The sequence below is a fragment of the Marinomonas phaeophyticola genome (assembly GCF_026966905.1).
GTDB classification, from domain to species: Bacteria; Pseudomonadota; Gammaproteobacteria; order Pseudomonadales; family Marinomonadaceae; genus Marinomonas; species Marinomonas phaeophyticola.
Genome location: NZ_JAPUBN010000013.1, coordinates 509,204 through 532,382, shown reverse-complemented (window position 1 = coordinate 532,382; position 23,179 = coordinate 509,204). Strand labels below are relative to the sequence as shown.

The 23,179-nt window shown below is 41.1% G+C and carries 21 protein-coding genes and 3 pseudogenes; 5 read left to right on the top strand and 19 right to left on the bottom strand.

Translation table 11 applies throughout. From position 1 onward, the window contains the following. Positions 1-45: 45 nt before the first annotated feature. Positions 46-471, bottom strand: coding sequence for a hypothetical protein (locus O1D97_RS08670; protein WP_269124715.1), 426 nt, complete (start codon positions 469-471; stop codon positions 46-48). A gap of 341 nt (positions 472-812) precedes the next feature. On the opposite strand from O1D97_RS08670, the gene O1D97_RS08665 reads away from it, so the two are divergent. Together O1D97_RS08665 and O1D97_RS08660 are read left to right on the top strand one after the other, a co-directional pair. Further along, positions 813-1,097, top strand: a complete 285-nt coding sequence (locus O1D97_RS08665; RefSeq protein ID WP_269124714.1) for a damage-inducible protein J — start codon at positions 813-815, stop codon at positions 1,095-1,097. After that, positions 1,094-1,372 (top strand): type II toxin-antitoxin system RelE/ParE family toxin, encoded by a 279-nt coding sequence (locus O1D97_RS08660; protein WP_269124712.1) that lies wholly within the window; start codon positions 1,094-1,096, stop codon positions 1,370-1,372. The genes O1D97_RS08665 and O1D97_RS08660 overlap by 4 nt, the downstream gene beginning before the upstream one ends. Positions 1,373-1,505: 133 nt before the next feature. On the opposite strand, the gene O1D97_RS19890 is transcribed toward O1D97_RS08660, so the two are convergent. The 3 genes and pseudogenes from O1D97_RS19890 to O1D97_RS08650 all read right to left on the bottom strand — a co-directional run. Continuing rightward, positions 1,506-1,682, bottom strand: a complete 177-nt coding sequence (locus O1D97_RS19890; RefSeq protein ID WP_428981109.1) for a pPIWI-associating nuclease domain-containing protein — start codon at positions 1,680-1,682, stop codon at positions 1,506-1,508. Beyond that, a complete protein-coding gene (locus O1D97_RS08655; RefSeq protein WP_269124828.1) occupies positions 1,645-1,878 on the bottom strand; it encodes a pPIWI-associating nuclease domain-containing protein in 234 nt (77 codons plus the stop codon). Before O1D97_RS08655 ends, O1D97_RS19890 begins: the two co-directional genes overlap by 38 nt. A gap of 30 nt (positions 1,879-1,908) precedes the next feature. Further along, positions 1,909-2,322: pseudogene (locus tag O1D97_RS08650) on the bottom strand (pPIWI-associating nuclease domain-containing protein); the annotation flags it as partial. Between the two features lie 707 nt (positions 2,323-3,029). Here O1D97_RS08650 and dapA point away from each other — a divergent pair. The 3 genes from dapA to O1D97_RS08635 all read left to right on the top strand — a co-directional run bounded on the left by dapA (position 3,030) and on the right by O1D97_RS08635 (position 5,525). After that, positions 3,030-3,902, top strand: a complete 873-nt coding sequence (gene dapA / locus O1D97_RS08645) for a 4-hydroxy-tetrahydrodipicolinate synthase (protein WP_269124710.1) — start codon at positions 3,030-3,032, stop codon at positions 3,900-3,902. A gap of 163 nt (positions 3,903-4,065) precedes the next feature. Next, complete coding sequence (locus O1D97_RS08640; protein WP_269124708.1) at positions 4,066-5,232, top strand: MFS transporter; 1,167 nt, start codon at positions 4,066-4,068, stop codon at positions 5,230-5,232. 65 nt (positions 5,233-5,297) lie between these two features. Then, positions 5,298-5,525: a hypothetical protein gene (locus O1D97_RS08635; protein ID WP_269124707.1), complete on the top strand. Its 228-nt coding sequence runs from the start codon at positions 5,298-5,300 to the stop codon at positions 5,523-5,525. 97 nt (positions 5,526-5,622) lie between these two features. On the opposite strand, the gene tilS is transcribed toward O1D97_RS08635, so the two are convergent. The 15 genes and pseudogenes from tilS to frr all read right to left on the bottom strand — a co-directional run bounded on the left by tilS (position 5,623) and on the right by frr (position 23,177). Next, on the bottom strand, positions 5,623-6,930 hold the full coding sequence (gene tilS / locus O1D97_RS08630; RefSeq protein ID WP_269124705.1) for a tRNA lysidine(34) synthetase TilS: 1,308 nt from the start codon (positions 6,928-6,930) through the stop codon (positions 5,623-5,625). Between the two features lie 81 nt (positions 6,931-7,011). Continuing rightward, positions 7,012-7,958, bottom strand: a pseudogene (gene accA, locus O1D97_RS08625) (acetyl-CoA carboxylase carboxyl transferase subunit alpha). Positions 7,959-8,074: 116 nt separating this feature from the next. Then, positions 8,075-11,548, bottom strand: a complete 3,474-nt coding sequence (gene dnaE, locus O1D97_RS08620; RefSeq protein WP_269124703.1) for a DNA polymerase III subunit alpha — start codon at positions 11,546-11,548, stop codon at positions 8,075-8,077. 4 nt (positions 11,549-11,552) lie between these two features. Beyond that, a pseudogene (gene rnhB, locus O1D97_RS08615) lies at positions 11,553-12,151 on the bottom strand (ribonuclease HII). Further along, positions 12,151-13,323: a lipid-A-disaccharide synthase gene (gene lpxB / locus O1D97_RS08610; RefSeq protein ID WP_269124701.1), complete on the bottom strand. Its 1,173-nt coding sequence runs from the start codon at positions 13,321-13,323 to the stop codon at positions 12,151-12,153. The pseudogene rnhB and the gene lpxB overlap by 1 nt, the downstream one beginning before the upstream one ends. An 84-nt stretch (positions 13,324-13,407) precedes the next feature. Further along, positions 13,408-14,196 carry an acyl-ACP--UDP-N-acetylglucosamine O-acyltransferase gene (gene lpxA, locus O1D97_RS08605; protein ID WP_269124699.1) on the bottom strand — a complete coding sequence of 263 codons (789 nt, stop codon included), beginning with the start codon at positions 14,194-14,196 and terminating at the stop codon, positions 13,408-13,410. Next, on the bottom strand, positions 14,196-14,633 hold the full coding sequence (gene fabZ, locus O1D97_RS08600) for a 3-hydroxyacyl-ACP dehydratase FabZ (RefSeq protein ID WP_269124697.1): 438 nt from the start codon (positions 14,631-14,633) through the stop codon (positions 14,196-14,198). Before fabZ ends, lpxA begins: the two co-directional genes overlap by 1 nt. A 14-nt stretch (positions 14,634-14,647) precedes the next feature. Further along, entirely contained in the window at positions 14,648-15,676 is a 1,029-nt protein-coding gene (lpxD, locus tag O1D97_RS08595) for a UDP-3-O-(3-hydroxymyristoyl)glucosamine N-acyltransferase (RefSeq protein WP_269124696.1), read from the bottom strand. 2 nt (positions 15,677-15,678) lie between these two features. Next, entirely contained in the window at positions 15,679-16,173 is a 495-nt protein-coding gene (locus O1D97_RS08590) for an OmpH/Skp family outer membrane protein (RefSeq protein ID WP_269124695.1), read from the bottom strand. A gap of 9 nt (positions 16,174-16,182) precedes the next feature. Continuing rightward, positions 16,183-18,498: an outer membrane protein assembly factor BamA gene (bamA, locus tag O1D97_RS08585; protein WP_269124693.1), complete on the bottom strand. Its 2,316-nt coding sequence runs from the start codon at positions 18,496-18,498 to the stop codon at positions 16,183-16,185. An 11-nt stretch (positions 18,499-18,509) separates the two neighbouring features. Continuing rightward, complete coding sequence (rseP, locus tag O1D97_RS08580; protein WP_269124692.1) at positions 18,510-19,856, bottom strand: RIP metalloprotease RseP; 1,347 nt, start codon at positions 19,854-19,856, stop codon at positions 18,510-18,512. Beyond that, positions 19,853-21,031 (bottom strand): 1-deoxy-D-xylulose-5-phosphate reductoisomerase, encoded by a 1,179-nt coding sequence (ispC, locus tag O1D97_RS08575; RefSeq protein ID WP_269124691.1) that lies wholly within the window; start codon positions 21,029-21,031, stop codon positions 19,853-19,855. Before ispC ends, rseP begins: the two co-directional genes overlap by 4 nt. Next, the gene (locus tag O1D97_RS08570; RefSeq protein WP_269124689.1) at positions 21,028-21,831 is read right to left on the bottom strand and encodes a phosphatidate cytidylyltransferase; all 804 of its coding nucleotides are present in this window, start codon (positions 21,829-21,831) and stop codon (positions 21,028-21,030) included. The genes ispC and O1D97_RS08570 overlap by 4 nt, the downstream gene beginning before the upstream one ends. Before the next feature lie 2 nt (positions 21,832-21,833). Continuing rightward, a complete protein-coding gene (gene uppS, locus O1D97_RS08565) occupies positions 21,834-22,565 on the bottom strand; it encodes a polyprenyl diphosphate synthase (RefSeq protein WP_269124687.1) in 732 nt (243 codons plus the stop codon). 54 nt (positions 22,566-22,619) lie between these two features. Next, positions 22,620-23,177, bottom strand: a complete 558-nt coding sequence (frr, locus tag O1D97_RS08560; RefSeq protein WP_269124685.1) for a ribosome recycling factor — start codon at positions 23,175-23,177, stop codon at positions 22,620-22,622. Between the last annotated feature and the right edge of the window lie 2 nt (positions 23,178-23,179).

Sequence of the window (23,179 nt, the reverse complement as noted above, 5' to 3'; positions counted from 1 at the left end):
ATTGCTCTTATCATAAACCGGGTTACCTGTTACTTAACACCTAATTTAACAAAAGTCATAGTCAACTTGAGTCTTGCTCACATTTTTTGCTATTCGTTCTGCATGCATTTGAATGTTTTTAGTTGGTATAAAAGCAGAACCTACGCCTGCAAAGTAAAAATTTTCATCGAATTCACAAAAAGAGATAAGAATTGGCTCACCAATTTTACCGAGTGTATCACCAATTTCAGAAGCAACAATAAAATCAAATTCTTGAGCTAGCGACCCTCTAATAGAACGGATCATTTTTGCTCGTACAATTGTGATCATTTCGTGATTTTCAATTTCATGATGGGTCGTATAGCTAATAGGTTCAATAATGGCTGAATACGGTGTTTCAGAAATACTTAGTGCAAGACCTTCTAGAAAGGTTTCACCAAGAGCTCCGAAACTCAATATAGTGACTAAACATAAAAGCGTAAAATTTTTCACGTTAACCTGACCTTTTAACTAACAGCTTTATTACAAGTTTCAAATAAACCGCCAGGAAGAGCGGCAAAGGAAGTCCCAAACTCTAGATTACCGCTCAAATACTTACTTTCTTTTACATCTATATACGGTGTAATCACCTAACTAATTGAAATAAATAAACTACATGGGTGTCTTAGATTACTCTTTTCCTCATCCTTGAGTTTGATTTTTCTAGTTTAGATCGTGATCAAAAAAAGATCAATAACCTTATGGGTGGCCTGTATTATTGGTGTGTTAATTGCCTTGACACAACCTCAGTGCTAACATTTGTGTGTACAAAAATAATTTTGAGGTAATTTATAATGGATACTCGAATTCAATTTAGAGTCGATGAAGAAACTAAGCGCTTAGCGCAGCTAATGACTGAAAGCCAAGGCAGAACTTTAAGTGACGCATGCCGCGAACTTACGGAAAGCTTAGCTGAAGAACAACGTAAATCTATGAGCCATGATACATGGTTAAAAGAACAAATAAATGCAGCATTTAACAAGTTTGACAACGGAAAAGCTAACTTTATTGTACATGATGACGCTAAAGCCTTAATGGAAGCAAGAAAACAAAAAATCCGTAATAGAGATAAGTCATGATTTTTTGGGAAGAAGAGTCACTAAATGATCGTGAAAAAATCTTTGAGTTTCTTTTTGACTTTAATCCAAGTGCAGCTGAAAAAACTGACCAAATTATTGAAACTAAAGTTGAGAGCTTACTAGAGCATCCACTAATGGGTGTAAAAAGAGACATGTTTCATGGAAGAGTGCTAATTATTCCAGAAGTATCAATGATTGTTTCTTATTGGGTTGATGGTGAAACGATTAGAATCATGCGAGTTTTACACCAAAAACAGAATTTTCCACCGGAGTAAGAAGGCAACTAACGCCGCTGTTAGCGGCAAATTTGTAGTTGATTTTTTTGTGCTAGCGTAGCGTTAAAGTGCAAAACGAGCAACGGAAAATTTGTTCGGCGCCGATAGGCGCGTACTAGACAGCCTTGTTAAATTATTCCTCGCCAAACCAGCTACTAACATCTATTGAAATACTTTCGGGAGGTATGGATAAATCATACGGCTTGGTAACACTGCTAGACCCTGTAAACTCAAAAGGGTATTCCTCATTTATTTCACAAGCATCGTCACCTTTACCGTAATTTTGAGAAACATGAGCAACACCTTCCACCTTCCCCTTTAAATATCACCTCTAAATTATCAATGTCAGTTAGTTCGTAGTCAGTAACCTCCGAGTGTTCAACGTAACTTTGATGGCTGAGAATGTCGATATCAGGCATGCTATTAGAAATGAATGTGCTCATCAGTTCGCTGTCGATATGAGAGGCTAATTCACAATGTAATTCATTTCTTGTATCTTCTATCATGTTGAATATTGACAGTAAGATACCAAGCGCTTCTTCAGAAAGACTTTGGCATTTTTCATCTGTTATGTCGAAGGTAGTTTCATTGACGTGCGTAAACTTTGAAAGAGAATCGATAGTTTCTTTGATCTCTTTCCATGGTCCAAAAACATCCATACCTAACTCGTCGGAAACGAACTTGTGAGTTAGACCACCTTGAACACAATAGATATATCTCTGCTTTCTACTTGGCTTCCCGTTATCAGTTTCTTTTTTGAATCAAGAGCAAGACTTGACCTTTTCCTCTGGAGCGCGTCGCTCAAAAACATTACGAATAAGCTCCCTTAAAGAATAGGCAAAGCTATTAATCCTGAGCGGGTCATCTTTGTTCTCTAAATACGCAGCCGAAGCCGAGAACAACTTCCTCTCAAAATCCGTTGCCAAATACGATTCTATTTGCTTTTCCATGCTCGATTCCAAAAGAAATTTAACTACTAAGCGGTTATACAGTGGCGAATCCATGGCTATAACTGACTCAGTGTGCCATCCAACGTTGTCTTTTCAATCGTCGATAAGGCTCCTTGTTCGTAGGCTTGGCGAAATTCGATTACCATCGAGCCTCTAAAACACTTTGTTGACCTAAGGGCCTACCTAAATTTTAGGTTCCAATAGGGCTTGCGGGGGTAGATAGTTTTGTCGGCATAAATGCCGACCTTGAAGATTCTCGTTTTAGGTGTGATGTGATCGCTAGATGAAAAGTCTGCGTTTTTTCTGTGCTGACGACGACAGTGTCGCAAGCAGAAAAGACGCCGGCTTTTTGTGTTTGTGCGTTCCAAGAAAGTTTGAATGACTCAAAAGTACTTTGTCGGCCTGAAGGCCAGAGCTATATTTTATATTCTACTAGGGTTTTGGGAAGGGGAGATAGGTTCTTAAGAATGTTGAAGTTTTAATTGACACAGCCAGTGGGATTAGGCAGGATAAAAGCACAATTTTGAAGAGATCATCATGAACGTATTTTCTTATAAACAGGTAGCAAAAAAATGTAAGGTAAATAAACCTTACATTACGGCTGCTCGTTTAAAGTAAGTATCTTTAACCTCGACAGCCATCAGGTTGTGAGGCATTCCTTTTTTGTTTACTTCCCCTGCTGGCGTCATATTAAATAGGACAATTTTATGTTTCGCGGCGCAATTACAGCTTTAGCAACCCCTTTTATTAATGGTCAACTGGATGAAGACGCTTTAAGACGCATCGTGCGCTGGCAGATTGATGAGGGCATTAATGGTTTGGTGCCTGTTGGTACCACGGGCGAATCCCCAACCCTGTCTGAAGCAGAACACAAACGTGTTATTGAAATCACAGTCGAAGAAACCAACAAACGCGTTCCTGTAATCGCAGGTGCGGGCTCCAATAACCCTGTCGAAGCCGTTGAATACTCAGATCACGCTCTAAAATCCGGCGCTGATGCAACCTTACATGTGGCAGGTTACTACAACCGTCCCAACCAAGCTGGCCTGTATGAACACTATCGCTTTGTACATGACAACTCAGAGCTACCGATTGTGGTTTACAACATTCCACCTCGTGCCATTGTGGGATTAGAAGTTGAGACCCTGGCGAAACTTGCTGAATTACCAAGAATCCTTGGTGTAAAAGACGCAACGGGCGATCTTACACGTCCAATCCGCGAACGCGCTTTAATCCAAAAGCCCTTCAGCTTCCTAAGTGGCGACGACTTAACGTCGGTTGCTTACAATGCAGGTGGTGGACACGGTTGTATCTCTGTCACTTCAAACATTGCTCCAGCAAAAGTAGCCGAGTTACATAAACTTTGCTTAGCTGGTGAGTTTATTCAAGCGCAAGCCTTACAAGACCAACTCTTCACTCTGCATGACGCCCTATTCTGCGAACCAAGTCCTGCAGGCGTAAAATATGGCATGTCATTATTAGGATTGTGCACGGATGAGTGTCGCTTACCTGTCATGCCATTATCCGATCAAAGCAAACAAATCATCAAGCAAGCCATGATGGGCTTACAGCTCATCTAACTTTGCTAAAAATAATGCATTTAGACAAAAGAATCGATTGTCTAAATGCATTTATTGCAACTTTAAATGAAAAAAGACCATCTAAAAAGCCATAATCCCTTTTCTTATTCTGCTATATTATTCCGCTCATCATGATGCAATAACACAACAAAAGGACACAAACATGCTAGGAGTTACGGTTTGGGGGCTGGCCCTAGGACAAGCATTACTGATTACCGGCAATATTCTGCTTGTCTCTGTTACGGCTTTGATTGGACAAAAATTGGCTCCGAGCTTATCTTTAGCTACTTTACCAATAGCAACTCAGTTCTTAGGGCTAATGGGGATTACCTTACCCGCAGCGTTAATGATGAGAGCCTTAGGACGCAAAAAAGGCTTTTTCATTGGCAATCTCGTTGGCATCATTGGTGCTACGATTGCTTTCTACGCACTAAAAAGCGAAAACTTTGTTCTATTTTGTTTCGCTACATTACTCTTGGGAATGGCCATCGGCGTCGGTCAACAATATCGATTTGCCGCGATTGAAAATGCCCCTAATGATAAAACACCGCAGGCCATTAGCTTGATTATGGGCGCTGGGGTGATTGCCGCTATTTTAGGGCCTAACATGGCTATTTGGGCTGAATTTATGGTTCCCGACACCCAATACCTCGGGGCTTTTGCGGCCTTATTAGTACTCTATATTTTTACCACTTTACTCATTCTTGTGCTGCCTCTTCGACAACCAACCCATGAAGAGCAAACCGGTACCCCAAGATCCTACAAAACGCTATTAAAGCAACCGAATCTAGTCGCCGCGATTACCTCGGGAGTCATTGGTTATGCCGTGATGACACTTGTAATGACTGCAACGCCCCTGGCTATGCATGGTCATGGATTTCATTTTGGTCATACCGCCACCGTGATTCAATGGCATGTGCTGGGCATGTTTGCACCTTCTTTCTTTACCGGTAAATTAATCCAAAAATACGGTACGACTAAGATTATACAATCTGGTTGTTTGCTATTATTGACGTGCGTTATATTAAATCAGTTTGGCTCTGGCTATTGGTATTTTTGGACAGCTCTGATTTTTCTTGGCATTGGTTGGAACTTTACCTTTATTGGTGCCACTACCCTATTGACCAAAACCTATGAACCGGCCGACAAAGCCAAAGTACAGGGGTTAAACGATTTCTTAGTTTTCACTGGTGCAACTATTGGCAGTGTTTTAGCGGGCTATTGGCAAAATGTATTTGGCTGGGAAGTACTCAATATCCTCATGATTCCATTCATAGTCGCTGCGATGTTAAGTGTGTGGGTGAGTGCTAGAAAACAGCTTTCAATCTAAAGCATCTACACTTACACTTAAGAACTAATTGAAAACTCGACAAGACGTTAATAACGGACATCAATATGGCAAAACAAGGTTCAGGCGGTAACGTAATCGCCGCAATTTGTAATATTTTCATACCTGGGTTGGGACAGCTGGTTCAGGGGCGCATCATGAAAGCGGTTCTGTTTTTTATAGTAACGGCTGTGTGCTATGCATTAAGCGCAACCGTGATACTTTTCTTTATGTGGATTGTGGGTGCATTAGTTCACCTATGGTCAATCATTGACGCCGCTCGCTATTCAAATTAAACCGACACTCCTTGCTGGCGCTAATATCAGTATTCGCGCCAGCAAGGAGTGACTTGGGATTTCTGAATAATAAATAAGTTTCTTTAGTGTCTAAAAATCATTCAAGCGTCCAAGAGTCATGCTCGTTTTGAATATGAATCTTGCTTGGTTTAGGAAACACAAGCTTATTATTTATTACCCAATCTATCCTGATGTCAACCTGCTCAGGTTCTCGCCAAAGATTTCCTATAGCCACCAGCACCCCATTTTGAAAAAGATAAGGTAGATGATCTCGCCACCAAATTGGTATCTGTTGGTCATTAAGCCATTTTTTCAACGACCGGTGCTGACCGGAAGGCATAAGCAAGCTAACTTGGCTTGGACGCGGTTTGAGTTCAAATTGCCCAACACCTTCTACCCGCACTTGATCAAATGCTCGGCTCACAGTAACACCTACCTCAATAGGCAATGTAACAACTGGAACAGACTGAGGCAATACATACAAACATCCATGAAAGCGCTGCAACCGTTTATCCGATAACTGTATTAAGGGCTGTTGTCCAACCTCTCCAGCAAGGCTACTCGCTAGGTTTTCTAACTGAGCATAAGTTGCATTAATATCCTGTGTTCTTAAATAATATTGCAACCAGTAAATTTGCTCTTCTATTGGCTGTTCATGCAGGTCTGTTAACCTAAGCCCACCCCACTCATTTATATGAGAGCCAACCACTCGACCAGCTAATCGATCCAATATTGAATAATCCGTGTGGATTCTATTCGCTGTATGGGTCAGCTGCGCTTCTATTTTCGGGGCGATCGCTTTAAGCTGAGGCATTAACTCATTTCGAATTTTGTTTCTACTATAACGCACATCAGAGTTTGATTCGTCTTCAACCCAAGATAAATGGTGCTGTTTTGCGTAATCGTAAAGGGCTTGTTTAGACAAATGCATTAAAGGGCGTAATAAAAGACCTTGCCCCAGTTTTCGAATATGAGGAATGCCAGCCAAACCTCTTCCTCCGGTCCCTCTTAATAAACGAAAAAGTATGGTTTCTGCCTGGTCTCCCATATGATGACCTAATAACAGCACACTTTTAGGCGAGATATATTCTTCAAGCACTTTGTATCGAGCATCCCTCGCTTTTTCTTCTAATGAGCCTTTATCTAAATCCAATGACACTCGATGACTATAAAAAGGGACAGCTAAGGTTTGGCTAAACCGCTCACAATGCGATAACCAATCATCCGCATTCTTACTAAGCCCATGATGCACATGTACGGCTATCACCTTTTTAGACAAAGCCAGTTGCACAATTGCATGCAATAGCACCATCGAATCCACACCTCCACTCAAACCAATAACAAGGGTGTCAATTTGATTTGATTGTAAGAAATTAATATCTTCTTTTTTTAGTGAAATAGGCATAGACAAACACTCCAAATAAAATAGAGCCACATTACAAACAAAAAAGCCCCCTATAAAGGAGGCTATTCTTGATTAGAGAAATTACAGACCGTAAGACATTAAACGGCTATAACGACGCTCTAACAATTCATCCATACTAAACTCGTCCATACGTTCAAGTGCAGCAAGAATATTTTCTTTTAAGCTTTGCGCCATTTGTGCATGAGCAATATGAGCGCCTCCCATAGGTTCTGGAACAATGGTGTCCACTATACCTAATTCTTTTAGGCGATCAGAGGTTATACCCATTGCTTTTGCCGCATCCGATGCTCGATCAGCACTCTTCCACAAAATAGAAGCACAGCCTTCTGGGGAAATAACAGAATAAGTACCGTATTGCAGCATCATGAGTTCGTCACAAACCCCTATAGCCAATGCACCACCAGAACCACCTTCACCAATTACGGTAGAAATGATTGGGGTTTTTAAACGCGACATTACAGCTAAATTAAAAGCAATGGCTTCACTTTGACCACGCTCTTCGGCACCAATACCAGGATACGCCCCAGGGGTGTCAATAAGAGTAATGATCGGCATTTTAAAACGTTCCGCCGTTTCCATTAAGCGCAATGCTTTACGATACCCTTCAGGGCGAGGCATACCAAAGTTACGTAAAACTTTCTCTTTCACTTCACGACCTTTTTGATGGCCAATCACCATCACTGGACGGCCATCTAAACGAGCAATACCACCTACAATCGCCCGATCGTCAGCATAATGACGATCCCCGTGCATTTCTTCAAAATCCGTAAAGGCATGCTCAATGTAATCCAAGGTATAAGGACGCTTTGGGTGACGAGCAAGTTGTGATACTTCCCATGCACCCAAATTACTAAACAAGCTTTGGGTTAAAGCCACTTTTTTTCTTCTAGACGACTGATTTCATCGCCTATGTTGAGTTTATTGTCGTTGCCGACTAAACGAAGTTCTTCAATTTTTTGCTCAAGTTCAGCAATTGGCTGTTCAAAAGGTAAGTAATTTAAATTCATGGTATACACACTGCTGTATGGTTCATCGAGAACAAGAAAAAACACAATCGAGTTTTCTTGCTATCCCTATCGCTACCTTATCGTAACGTTCTAACTCTTAATAACTGTAAAATGGGTTAATTATACACGAGCTGAACATTTTGTTTACCGTAATGTTTCTGAAGTTCGTGTATTAATTGGTCATCGGGCATAATTTTCCAGTTTGGGCCCAGACGAACATCCCCTTGAGCCTTATCGGTTGTAAACGTAATGACCACATCACAACCGTCGCCAACATAAGGTTTCATGCAATCAGACAAAATAGTAATGTCTTTTTCACTTACTTCGTCTTTTAACCAGTTGATTCGTAATGCTTCTACATAACGCACTCGAGCTTGAGGGAAGTCTAATACTTTTCGCGCTATGACTTTTTGTCCGCCTCTAAATTCATCAACGCTAATCTCCCCTTCAATCACAACCACTTGATCTTTCACGATGACATGACGGAACTCTTCATAGGAATCTGGAAAAACCGTTACTTCAATTCGAGCGGATCGATCATCCAATGTAACAAAAGCAATGTTGCCACCTTTTTTACTTTTAGTAATACGAAGATCAACAATTAAACCCGCAATAATTTGCGCTTCACGCTTTGGCTGTAAATCCACAATACGAGCCCGTGCAAAGCGACGAATCTCTCTTTCATAGTCATCAATTGGATGTCCGGTAACATAGAGCCCTAAGGTGTCTTTTTCACCATCTAAACGCTGACGACTAGGCCATTCCATTTGCACCCCATTTTCGTCATAAGCCGACTCAATGGTTTCTTCTACAGCGATGCCAAATAAATCCATCATGCCAGCATCTTGGCTCTTCGCACTTTGATCGGCTCTTTTTAACGCTCCCGAGATACTTTCAAACAAGGTCGCTCTGTTGGGCCCAATGGTATCAAATGCGCCAGAACGTACCAAAGCCTCCATTACCCGCTTATTCACTTTACGACCAACACGTTCACAGAAATCAAAGATATGCTTAAATGGCCCATCTTTTCTAGCGTCAACAATCGCTTCAATTGGCCCTTCACCTACCCCTTTAATCGCACCTAAACCATAAACAATTTCATTATTTGGATTCACGGTGAATTTGTACATGGACTCATTCACGTTCGGTAATTGAAGCGTCAACTTCATCGCTCGACACTCTTCAATAAAGATCACTATTTTATCTGTATTCTGCATATCGGCCGATAACACAGCGGCCATAAAAGGTGCTGGATAATGGTTCTTCAACCATGCCGTTTGATAGGAAACCAAAGCGTAGGCGGCTGAGTGAGATTTGTTAAAACCATAGCCGGCAAATTTTTCCATCAAATCAAAAATGTTACCGGCTAGATCTTTATCAACACCGTGCTTACTCGCGCCCTCCATAAAAATTAAACGTTGTTCCGCCATGACTTCAGGCTTTTTCTTACCCATCGCACGACGGAGTAAATCGGCTCCACCTAAGCTAAAACGCGCCAATACCTGAGCAATCTGCATTACCTGCTCTTGATACAAGATAATGCCGTAGGTTGGTTCAAGTACTGGAATCAAGTCATCATGTTGATAATCTACATGAGGAAAGGCAAGTTCAGCTCGTCCGTGCTTACGGTTAATAAAGTCGTCTACCATGCCTGATCCCAAAGGACCGGGGCGATATAAGGCAACCAAGGCGATAATATCTTCAAAACGAGAAGGCAGAAGTTTTTTTATCAACTCCTTCATACCTCGGGACTCTAATTGGAATACCGCCGTTGTCTCCGCACGTTGAAGCAGGTCATAAGTGGTTTTTTCTTCCAAATCAATCAAGCTAATATCTAGATCTGGCTTACCGTCATAGGCATTAATTTGATTGATGTTTTTTACGGCCCAATCCACCACCGTCAGGGTTTTCAAACCTAAGAAGTCAAACTTCACCAAACCCGCTTCTTCAACGTCATTTTTATCGTATTGGGTGACAAGACCAGAACCATCTTCTTCACAATACAAAGGGGCAAAATCGGTTAACTTGGTCGGGGCAATCACCACTCCGCCCGCATGCTTACCGAAGTTACGTACTACACCTTCTAACGAAAACGCCATTTCCATAATTTCAGCCGCATCTTCGTCAGAGTCAATAAACTCTTGCAACGCGGGTTCAGCTTCTAAGGCTTTTTTAAGTGTCATGCCAATTTCAAAAGGGATCAGCTTAGAAAGTTTATCCCCTAGACTGTAAGGTCGACCTTGAACTCGCGCTACGTCACGCACTACGGCTTTGGCCGCCATCGCACCAAAGGTAATAATCTGTGAGACGGCGTCTCTACCATAAGTTTGAGCAACATAATCAATGACTTTATCACGGTTTTCCATACAGAAATCGATATCGAAATCGGGCATAGATACACGCTCTGGGTTTAGGAAACGTTCGAAGAGCAGATCGTATTCCAGAGGGTCTAAATCGGTGATATTCAGAACATAGGCCACCAAAGACCCGGCACCAGAACCACGACCTGGGCCCACAGGAATGTCGTTATCTTTAGCCCATTGAATGAAGTCCATTACGATAAGGAAGTAACCCGGAAACCCCATTTGCAGAATGATATTCAGTTCGAACTCTAATCGATCTATATATTCTTGTCTTCGGTCTTCTACTCGCTTGCCGTATTTTTTCACTAGAAAATCAAAACGGACTTTCAAACCATCGTGAGATAACTTACGAAAATACTCATCCATTGTCATGCCTGTCGGCACAGGGAAATCAGGTAAGAAATATTCCCCAAGCAACACATCCACATTACAACGTTTGGCAATCTCGACCGTATTTTCTAAGGCTTCAGGAATGTCTTCAAATAGTGCTTCCATTTCTGCTGGAGACTTTAGATATTGCTCTTCAGAATAACGTTTAGGTCTTCTTGGATCATCTAGTGTCACCCCATCATGAATACAAACTCTTGCTTCATGGGCTTCAAAATCGTCACGTTTTAAAAATCGAACATCATTCGTTGCTACGACAGGACAAGAAAACGCTTCGGCTAGCGGCACCACAGAATGTATATAGTCTTCCTCACCTTTACGCCCTGTTCTCTGTAACTCGATATAAAAGCGATTGGGATAAATTTTCATCCAATGTTGCAACTGCTGCTTGGCCAGCTCTATTTGATTAGAATCTAAATATTGCCCTATATCGCCATATTGAGCACCAGAAATAGCAATCACATCATCACTATGTTGCTCCAGCCATTCCGCTTTAATAACCGGTCGACCTTGATGCTGCCCAAGCTGATACCCTTTCGAAATCACTTCGATTATATTTTTATAACCCTTATTATTCATGGCTAACAAGGTAAACCTGGAGTTATGTTCTAATTCTCCATGAGCAGCAACCATAACATCGGCACCACAAAGAGGCTTTATACCACTCGACATAGCCCCTTTATAGAAGCGAACAAATCCACATAAATTATTTTCATCAGAAATAGCTACGGCGGGCATGTTTAACTTTTCCGTTGCCGCCAACAAGCCTTTAACTTTCACTAAGCCATCAACCAAAGAAAATTCAGTATGTACTCGTAAATGAATGAATGAACGACTCACAAAATTACCTTTGTAGAATTTTTTTTACAGGAGAAAAGCTACTACGATGAATTGGAGTAACCCCTAGTTTTTCAAGCGCTAATAAATGTTGTGCAGTTGGATAGCCTTTATGTTTCTCAAGACCATAACCCGGATACTTTTCAGCTAATGCGACGATTTCAACATCTCTTTGTACTTTCGCCAGTATTGAGGCGGCAGAGATAGACGCCTCACGTGCATCACCTTTCACTACCGCTTCCGCAGGACAAACCAAATTTAACGGCACACGATTACCATCAATTAAAGCATGCTCAGGCACAATGGCTAATCCATTAACCGCCCTTGTCATGGCTAACATGCTGGCATGTAAGATATTAAGCTCATCAATCTCAGCCACATCGGCACGAGCAATACAGTAGGCAAGTGCTTTTTCTTTAATTTCTAAAGACAAAGCCTCACGTTTTTTTCCGACAGTTTTTTCGAATCGGCCAACCCTAAAATCGGCTTATTGGGGTCCAGAATGACAGCCGCCGCCACCACATCTCCAGCAAGGGGACCACGACCCGCTTCATCAACTCCGGCAAATAAAACCCCTTTATACAAATCACTTACAAAAGGCTCCATTAGTTCCCCTTCCTCATATGTGTTTTTTCCACTAAATTAACGATGGCCTCGGCAGCGGTGTCTCCTGCTTGTTTCCGTAACATTAAATGCAGATCTAAATAGGTTTGTTGGATTTCTTGGTCTGCTTCAAATGCTTTCCATGTACGTAGCAAGGTAGACGCCAAATTCTTTGGGGTAGCTTTATCCTGAATTAGCTCAGGTACCAGCGCTTTGTTTGCCAATAGATTAGGCAAAGACACATAGGGTACTTTGATCATACGAGACATTATGGCATAGGTTAATTTAGTAAAACGATACGCAACCACCATCGGTCTTTTCACTAGCATGCCTTCTAATGCGGCGGTGCCCGAAGCCAACAGTATGGCATCCGCCGCGATCATAACATCTCTGGACTGACCATTTACCACTATGGCATCAACATTAGCGGCATTGAGCAGTTCAGTGATTTGCTCACGTCTATCATCATTAACAGCGGGAATAATAAAGCGAACATCGGACTGCTGTCTCAGTATTTCTGACATGGATGCAATAAATAAAGGCGCTAACCGCTCTACCTCCCCCCGTCTTGACCCTGGTAGGATCGCAAAAACAGGGGCATTAGATTCACCCATATTAAGCTGAGCTCTAGCTACGGCTCTATCACACATCAGTGGGATATCATCCGCTAGAGTGTGTCCAACACATACGACGGGGATACCATGTTGTTGGTAGATAGGCATCTCAAAAGGAAACAAGGCCAGCATTAAATCCACGGATTTTTTAATCTTAAAAATACGCTTTTGACGCCATGCCCAAACAGATGGACTCACGTAGTGAACCGCTAGTATCCCTTTATCTTTTAACTTTCGCTCCAAAGGTAAGGTAAAATCCGGGGAATCAATACCAATAAAAGCCAAGGGAGGATTGTCAAGACAATTTGTATACACGTGTTTACGAATTTTTAGCAGTTCAGGTAAACGGCCTAACACTTCAACTAGCCCCATGACAGATAACCTGTCCATAGGTACTAGACTTTGGAAACCTTGAGCTTCCATTAATGGGCCACCGATTCCTTCAAAAAGAGCGTCCGGACAACGTTTTCTTAAAGACTCAATTAAATTAGCACCAAGAATGTCCCCAGAAGCTTCTCCAGCAACAATAACATACCGTGGTTTCGATGACTTTTCACTCATATAACAAAACACTCTTTTACCGTTGTTTAAGCCAATAGCAATCTTCTGTCATAAAAAAACCCCAGATAAACTGGGGTTTTTTATTTATTTTTTACCCGGTCGAATAACACCCCGTGTTGACTGCCTAAAGGATTGAACAAAAGCCTCAACCTCTTGAAAATCTTTCGCTAGTGTTTGCTCCAATTCAGATAAAGCATCATCTAGTTTCAGACCTTTTAAATAGACAATTTTATAGGAGTTTTTCAAAGCCTTGATCACTTCAGCACTCATGCCTCGTCGCTTCATCCCTTCAAAATTCATTCCATGAGCACTTGAAGGGTTTCCAGAAACCATAACGTATTCAGGCACATCTTTTGTAACCATAGATCCCATGCCGCACATACTAAAAGAGCCAACATGACAGAACTGATGAACACCAGTATATCCACCTAGCAAGATACTATCACCAATAGTAACGTGTCCGGCTAAAGCGGCGTAATTCGCCATGATATTATTACTACCAATAATACAATCATGTCCGATATGGGTACTTGCCATAAACAAGTTACCATTACCGATTACCGTTTCAGAGTTATCTTGGACTGTGCCTCTGTGTATCGTTGCATTTTCTCGGATAACATTACCATCACCGATGATTAATCGTGTTGGTTCACCTTTGTATTTCTTATCTTGGTTCGCTTCACCTACCGAAGAGAACTGATATATCTCATTATCACGGCCTATTGTCGTATGCCCATTAATTACAACATGGGATTTCACTACAGTACCTGAACCAATCTTCACGTTAGGTCCAATAATAGAAAAGGCACCTACTTCAACGTTTGAATCGATCTCAGCGCCAGAGTCAACAATAGCGGTAGGATGAATGCTCACTAAACCTTCCTATCTGCACACAAGATTGTTGCTGAACATGCAAGCTCACCATCAACGGTAGCTTTACATTCAAATTTCCAAATGCCACGTTTTTCAGTAACAATTTTAGCGTCTAATTGTAAGCGGTCACCAGGAACAACTGGGCGCTTAAAACGAGTCTTATCAGATCCGACAAAATAATAGATGGAACCATCTTGTGGTGTTTTATCCATCGTTTTGAAACCTAAAATACCAGCTGCTTGAGCCATAGCTTCAATAATTAATACGCCAGGCATAACAGGATGATCAGGAAAATGACCATTAAAAAAAGGCTCATTAATAGTCACATTTTTATATGCCACTATTGAATCGCCTAAATTTAGTTCAACCACTCTATCCACGAGTAAAAAAGGATATCTATGCGGCAAGTACTGGCGGATTTCTTTCACATCCATCATTTAATATCGACCTTTTAATTTAACTTGTTTATTTGTTTTTCCAATTGAGCAATCGTTTTTGCCATTTCATCAATTCGTCTAAGTCGCGCCGCTGATCGCCGCCACTTTTCTGTCGAATCTAACCCAGTTCCAGATGAATAAGATCCAGGAACAGTGATCGATTTACTCACTAAACTCATAGCCGTAATATGCACATTATCGACAATATTTAAATGACCAATAACACCAACACCACCAGCTATAGTACAGTTTTTCCCAATAATTGTACTTCCAGCTATCGCAGCACAACCTGCAATAGCGGTATTATCACCAATTTCTACATTATGGGCGATTTGAACTTGGTTATCTATAATAACACCATTACCAATTCGAGTATCCTCTATTGCTCCACGATCTATCGTGGTATTAGCGCCCACTTCAACTCGGTTACCTATTTCAACAGAGCCAAGCTGGTGAATTTTTTGCCAGCCACCCGCCTCAGGAGATTGAGCAAAACCAAAACCATCAGCACCAATAACTGCGCCACTGTGTATTAGACAATCCTCTCCGATAGATACATCATGGTAAATAGTAACATTAGCTTTTAGTTTTGTATTGCGGCCAATAGAAACATGTGCTCCGAGCACACAGCCGGCCGAAATTTCAACATTATCTTCTAAGACAACATCATTTTCGATCACTACATTAGGACCAATTATCGTATTCTCGCCTAAACGAGCGTTTTCAGAAACAATGGCACTTACATGAATACCTGTCCATAACGATATGGAGGTATTAAATAAAGAGGTTAATTTTGCAAAGGCGAGATAAGGGTTAGCTACAATAATAGCATTAGAGACTTTATTTGCCTGAGATTGATTTTTAACCAATACAGCACCGGCTTCAGTTGTATCTAATGCCGCAACATACTTTGGGTTAGCAATAAATGTAAGCTCATTTGATTTTGCTCGTTTTACAGTCGCTAGCCGGTCAATTACCTTTGCACCGTCCCCATGCAAAACACCACCAACATGATCACACAATTGCCCCAAAGTATAAGACATTGTTATTTAGCTCCATTTAACCTTTTAACAAACTCAGCCGTTAGGTCAACACCTGCATTAGCATAAAGACTTAACTGGCGGTTTAATACTAAATCCAGTTTTTTTTCGGCAATCAAATCTTTTAAAATCACTTCCGCTGCAGGAGATAAAGAATCAACAAGTTCTTGCTCCATCTGCTTCGCTTGCCTCTGCATATTTGCTGCCATATTCCGTATAGCCACATCACGTTGATTTAACTCTTGAAGGCGCTTTTGATACTCTTCTGGAGCGATGGTTAATTCTTCTTTTTTTAAGTTTTTAGCAAAATCATCCAATTCTTTTCGTGCGCTATTCAATTGATTTTCCATATTACGCACTTGCTTTCTAGGTTCGACTGCCGCCGCTTGGCCTTTATCACTTTGTAATAATGCCCCTCTAAAATCAATCACCGCCACTTCCGTTGCAAAACTAGAAAATGACAACATAAGACCAAAAACTAAACCAAAAACATTTTTCATGATTACCCCTTAGAAAGTCGTTCCTAACTGAAACTGGAAGAAGTCGGTTGAATCACCAGTTTTAGAATTAAGAGACTGCGCAAAATTAAAAGACAACGGCGCAATTGGCGTTATCCAAGTCCAATTAATACCAATGCTATAACGTATCTCATTGAAATCTACACCTTCACTGCATTGATCATTACCAGCATAACAATTTTCGGTAAATACATTACCCGCATCAAGAAATATAGATGTCCGTACGGATTTATGGTCTTCGACCATAGGTAAAGGAAAGATAAACTCAGCCGTTGCGGCCATCAAAATATTACCACCTATTGCAGAAGAGGATTCGGTACTGCCTGATGGATAGGAGTTCTTAGGCCCTAAAGATGATCCTTCAAAACCTCGTACCGTTGAACTACCACCAGCAAAATAGTTTTCAAAGAACGGCAGTTCATCTGAATCTCCGTAACCAAAACCATAACCCGCTCGACCTTTCAAACGAAATAGCCACAAATTAGATTCATCTAGATTCCAATATTTTTGGCTCGTCAAGTCGATTTTGCCGTATTGCTGATCACCAGCAGGTAACGCTAAGTTAAAGCTCAGTTTAGTAGAGTAACCATTTGTAGGCAGAACACCACCAATCAAATCGTTATCAGTCCAAGTTAGGTTAGCAATTAGATCATCATAAGCATCACCATGCTCCGTCGTATAAGATAAGGTTTCATTCGACGGATCAGAACCCAACGCCACTGTAGTCTCTTTCACAGTTAAACCAAAACTTAATCTTTGAGTATCTGTTAACGGATAACCAAAACGAACACTGGCACCAATAACATCTAAATCATAATCCTCAACATCATCATTATCATGGTCACTGACTTGATAAAACAAATCAAAACCTCGACTTACCCCATCTACAGTGAAATACGGATTGTCATATGAAAGGTTATAATCCTGCGATTGGTTAGTTCGACTCGCATTAAATGAAAGCTTATTACCCGTACCTAAAAAGTTCCTTTTAGAAATACCAAAACCTAACACTGTACCGCTCTCTTGCGAATAACCCACACTCGCTTGAATACTGCCCGACGCTTGCTCTTCCACAGTAATATTCAGGTCGACTTGATCTGTCGTACCTTGAACAGGGACCGTTCTTAAATCAACTTTCCCAAAAAAACCTAAACGTTCCAATCTACGCTTTGATGATTGAATTTTTGTATGACTGGCTAAACTGCCTTCAAATTGTGTAATTTCTCGTCTTAGGACTTCATCCGTCGTTTCATTATTACCCGAGAACGTGATCCGTCTGACATAAACTTGAGGACCTGGTGTCACGTGATACGTCAGTTTTAATCTATGGTCGCCTAACTTTTCGGGAATCAAGTTTACATTGGTGAATAAATAGCCTTCATCCCCTAGCAAGGTTGAAATACGATCCATTGTAGAGGTCGCTTCCTTTCTAGAAAAAAGATCACCCGATTTTTGCTTAATCTGCTCTAGCACTTTTTCTTCTGGTAGAATCAAATTTCCATTTAAGGCAACGCTATCAATAATGTAAGGAGTACCTTCTTCGATATTAATAACGACATACACTTCTTTCTTATCTATGGACAAGCTGACCTGACTAGAAACTAACTGAAAGTCTAAATAACCACGATCAAGATAGAAGCTTCTCAGTTTTTCCAAATCCCCTTGAATTTTTTGTTTAGCGTATTCATCGGCGCTACTAAAAGGGTTAAAAAAGCCCGTTTCTCTTGATTCGAAAAAGCGCGTGGCCTCTTCATCCGTAAAAGCGCTATTGCCAACTAAATTAATATGCACAATTTTAGCGGTAGCGCCTTCAGAAATATTTACATTTACCTTCACTCGATTCCGAAGCATAGGAGTCACTTGCAGCTCTACTTTGGCACTGTAACGTCCCAAAGCATAATACTGGCGCTGTAACTCTTGCTCTATTTGATTCAAGGAGTCAGGTTTGTATATTTCTCCAACTTCTAAACCCGACGATTTAAGCCCTCGCTTTAAATCTTCCAAAGAAATCAAATCGTTACCTTCAATTTCTAACTCGCCGATTGAAGGGCGCTCAACAACATTAAAAATCAATACCCCATTTTCTTCCAATACATCGATATCACTAAAATATCCGGTTCCAAACAATTTTTTAATCGCTTGATGGACCTGATCGGAGTTGTAAGCCTGATCTTGCTGAAAGCCAATAACTTCAAATGCTTTAGCTGGGAGCATTTTCACTAATCCATCAACTCGAACATCATCTATATTTTTGGACAGGCTATGTGTACTTAATACGCTCAAGAATAACGCAATAAAAAACTTCACCAACAACCTCTCTAAAGTCGTGCAATATCATTAAAAATGGCAACGGCCATCAATGTAAATAAAAGAAATGCGCCTAATTTATAAGCAATTAATTGAAACCGTTCAGACACCGGTTTTTTTCGTATGGCTTCAATACTAAAAAACAATAAATGACCACCATCTAGCATTGGTATGGGTAATAAATTAAGGACACCTAAGCTAACACTTAGATAGGCTAAAAAAGTCAAAAATGACTGTATTCCAGAATCCGCTGATGAACTCGCCACCTTAGCAATAGTTATAGGGCCTGATAGATTATCTATTGATATCAACCCTTTCACCATTTTAACAACCGAAGAGAAGGTTAATCCAATCATTGACCAAGTCTGCTGCACACCATATTGCATCGCTGACCAAGGTGAATACTCAACAGTTCTATACCAATCTTCACTTAACTTAACAGGTTTCGCTGCAAGCCCTACATAACCCACAATACCTTGCTTAGTTTCTTTCGTATCAGGCCTTAACGTCAACGATATTTCGTTGCCTTCACGAATAAGTTGTAACTGTATATCGATATTAGGGCTAATTTGAACCACATTTACAAAATCTAGCCAATTCTCTATCGATTGCGAGTTAACTTCAACAATCTGATCTCCTACCAGTATGCCCGCTCTCTGCCCTGCACCACTGTCAATCACTTGATCTATTATCAATGGGATAACAGGACGCCTAGGCAAAAAACCAAAAGAACTCACTAAATTAGAGATTTCTCCACCCTTGAGCCATTCATCTAGATAGACTTGCTCCGTATAAGTACGGTTTGTAGCTGTATTTAAGTACTCCACATAAATAGGACCACTTTGACCAATCAATGAAGCAAGCGCTAAGTTGATCTCTGTCCAAGATCTAGTCACTTGGCCATTAATTTTAATAATTTCATCGCCCTCTTCAATCTGTATTGTAGAAACTGGAGAATCAGGAACAATAGATCCAACAATCGGTGACAAAGATTGAACCCCCAGTAATGCCACACAAAAATAAAAGAAGGCCGCTAAAATAAAATTCGCAATGGGCCCTGCTGCCACAATAGAAAACCGCTGAAAAACACTTTTTTGATTAAATGCCAAATGTTTTTCAGTTTCAATAACGTCTCCCTCTCTCTCATCTAGCATGCGCACATACCCCCCTAAAGGGATCATCGCTAGGGTGAATTCCGTTCCTTGATTATTAACATAGGTATAAATCGGCTTGCCAAAACCAACTGAAAACCGTAGCACCTTTACTCCGCATCGACGAGCAATGTAATAATGCCCGAATTCATGAAACGTAATCAGTATGCCCAATGCGACAGCGATAGATAAAATTGTTTGAATCACAAATACTTCCCAGATTGAACGATTGTTTCAGCTAAATTTCGTGCGATTCTATCACCTTCGAACACTCTTTCTAAATTGGTAACAGCGAGCGTCGGCAGTTCATTCAAAACACGTTCATTTATCTTTGATATGTCTAAAAAGCCAATTCTATTATTTAAAAATGCATCAACCGCCACTTCATTCGCTGCATTTAAATGCGCCATTGCGGTCCCACCTATGAACCAAGCATCCGCCGCCAATTTTAGATTAGGAAAGCGCTCTAAATCTGGCTTACTAAACTCAAGAGTCGCGACATCCATCAAGTTCAACTGCGCGACCCCGGTAGTAATTCTATTAGGCCATGACATCCCATAGGCTATAGGCACCTTCATATCTGGAACCCCCATTTGTGCAATAACCGACCCGTCTTTATATGACACCATAGAATGAACGATGCTTTGAGGATGTACAACAACATCGATATCATGAGGAGACATATCAAACAGCCAACATGCCTCTATCAATTCTAAGCCTTTATTCATTAAACTAGCTGAATCTACTGATATCTTTTGCCCCATCGACCAATTCGGATGATTACAGGCTTGGGCAGGAGTCACCTCCCTCATATCCGCTAAAGACCAATCTTTAAATGGACCTCCAGAAGCCGTTAGGAGCAGTTTTGACACATGAGATTTACTAAAACCATTTTCATTTTGAGGAAGGCATTGAAAAATAGCATTATGCTCACTATCAATCGGCATTAAAGTCACATTAAAGCGAGCTATTTCATCCATAAACAGCTTACCAGCCGTAACTAAAGATTCTTTATTTGCGAGAAGAATGCGTTTTTTTGCACGTATAGCAGACAATGTCGGCATCAAGCCTGCAAACCCCATAATGGCGGCCATTACTTGGTCTACTTCAGCGGCGGAAGCAATCGCACACATTGCCTCTTCACCCCACTCGAACTCAATATTTAGACCTTCACAACGACGCACTAACTCATCACGCGCCTCAGCACTACCCATCACGGCAACAGCAGGCCGAAACGTACGACAGATATGCACCATCTTATCGACATTGGTATTCGCCGCAACGGCAAATAACGAGTATTTTTCGGGGTGCTGTCGAATAACATCTAATGTACTATCACCAATAGATCCCGTGGCTCCCAATAAACAAATTGATTGCTTCACAACCACCCAGCCATACCAAGAAGTAACACAAAAATAGGGGATGCAGATGTTAAACTATCAACTCGATCTAAGACCCCTCCATGCCCTGGAATCAAATGACTTGAATCTTTTACACCAGCATGACGCTTAAACAGACTTTCAGTTAAATCACCCAATACAGATACAACAACCGTAACTAAGGCTATAACGGCAAAGAGCAGCCAGGCACTAATTGAAAGGCCTTCATAAAAACTGAAAACAGCGACACCGCATTGCGTTAACAAAAGGCCGCCAAAGACGCCTTCCCAAGATTTCCCAGGACTAACATGACGCGCCAATTTAGTCTTTCCAAAACGTCTTCCGGCAAAGTAAGCGCCCGTATCCGCCCCCCAAATAAGCCCCATAAGAATTAAAGTCCAAGTAACAAAGTTTGCTTGATCTTTTAACACGACAAAGGCCGACCAGGTAGTTACTAGAATAGACAAGCCAAACAGCAATCGAACGATAGAGCTCCCCCAACCAGTGACCTTTGGATAACGATATACCCATACAAATGCCCCTATCCATAAGATTGGAGCCAAATAGAGTACATAAGCCTCTAGAAAGAATATATGAACGCCATAAAGCATAGTGCCAGTCATTCCAGCAAAAGCAACTCGACCTTTTTGAGTTGCAATATCGGATAATCGAGCCCACTCCCAAGCGGCGACCATGACCACACTTCCAAGAAACAACATGAACCCTGTTTTATCTAAAACAAATAATCCAAATAAAAAAACAACGACCATGGCTATTGCACTAAAAATTCTTGGTAATAACATAATTAACGCCCACCATAACGACGTTGGCGACCATGATAAATGGTTAGGGCTTCATCGAATTGAGCCCTATCAAAATCTGGCCAGAGTACTGGCAAAAAGACGAATTCAGAATAAGCCGTTTGCCATAGTAAAAAATTACTTAATCGCTCTTCACCTGAAGTACGAATAAGTAAATCTGGTGGAGGAAGGTCTGCCAACTGAATATGTTCGCCAATTCTCGTTTCATTGATATCATCAATTGAAATTTCTCCTTCCAGAACAGATTGACACAAGCGCTTTGCTGCCTGAGTAATGTCCCAACGTCCGCCATAATTCGCCGCAATAACCAAAGACATCCCAACATTTGATGAGGTCTCCAATTCGGAGAGTCGAATTTGTTCCTGTAACGCGGGACTAAACTGAGACAAATCGCCAATGACTCGTAGTCGAATATTATGTTCTTTTAAGCGCTTAGCTTCTTTTTTCAAAGAGCGCATAAAAAGAGACATCAACCCCTCAACTTCTACTTTTGGTCGTTGCCAATTTTCACTCGAGAAAGCAAATAGCGTTAACACTTTAACTCCCGCCTCTGCTGCGGCTTCCACTGTTTTGCGAACCGCTGCAGCACCCGCTTTATGACCAGCCACACTGGGTAAGTGCTTTTTCTTTGCCCAACGGTTATTACCATCCATAATGATTGCAATATGAGCTGGAGGAAGTGGCTTAGCAAATTCGCTTGCCGAAGTTTGAGACATAGTATTACCCAATCAAATGCAAAAAGCGGGAAACAAAGCTTCCCGCAGTCCACGTTAGATTTCCATTAGATCTTTTTCTTTTAGCGTCAAACGCTCTTCAATACTAGCGACATATTTATCTGTCATTTTTTGAACTTGATCTTGGCCGCGACGCTCTTCATCTTCAGAAATTTCTTTTTCTTTTACCAAGTCTTTCAAACTACCATTAGCATCTCGACGAATATTTCGAATAGCAATACGACCATTCTCCGCTTCCGCGCGAGCTTGCTTGATGTAGTTTTTACGCGTTTCTTCGGTTAGTGCCGGCATAGGAATACGAATCAATCCACCAGTCGTAGATGGATTCAAGCCTAAATCTGACTTCATGATCGCTTTTTCGATTTCAGGCACTAGATTGCTTTCCCAAGGAGAGATACCTAATGTACGAGCATCTTCGACGGTAATATTTGCAATTTGGTTCAAAGGCGTCTCTGAGCCATAGTAATTCACTTTCACTGGGTCAAGAATGCTCGGATGAGCTCGACCTGTGCGGATTTTTTTAAATGCTGTCTCAACAGATGTTACCGCTTTTGCCATTCGACTTTCAGCATCTTGAAGAATTTCGTTAATCATAA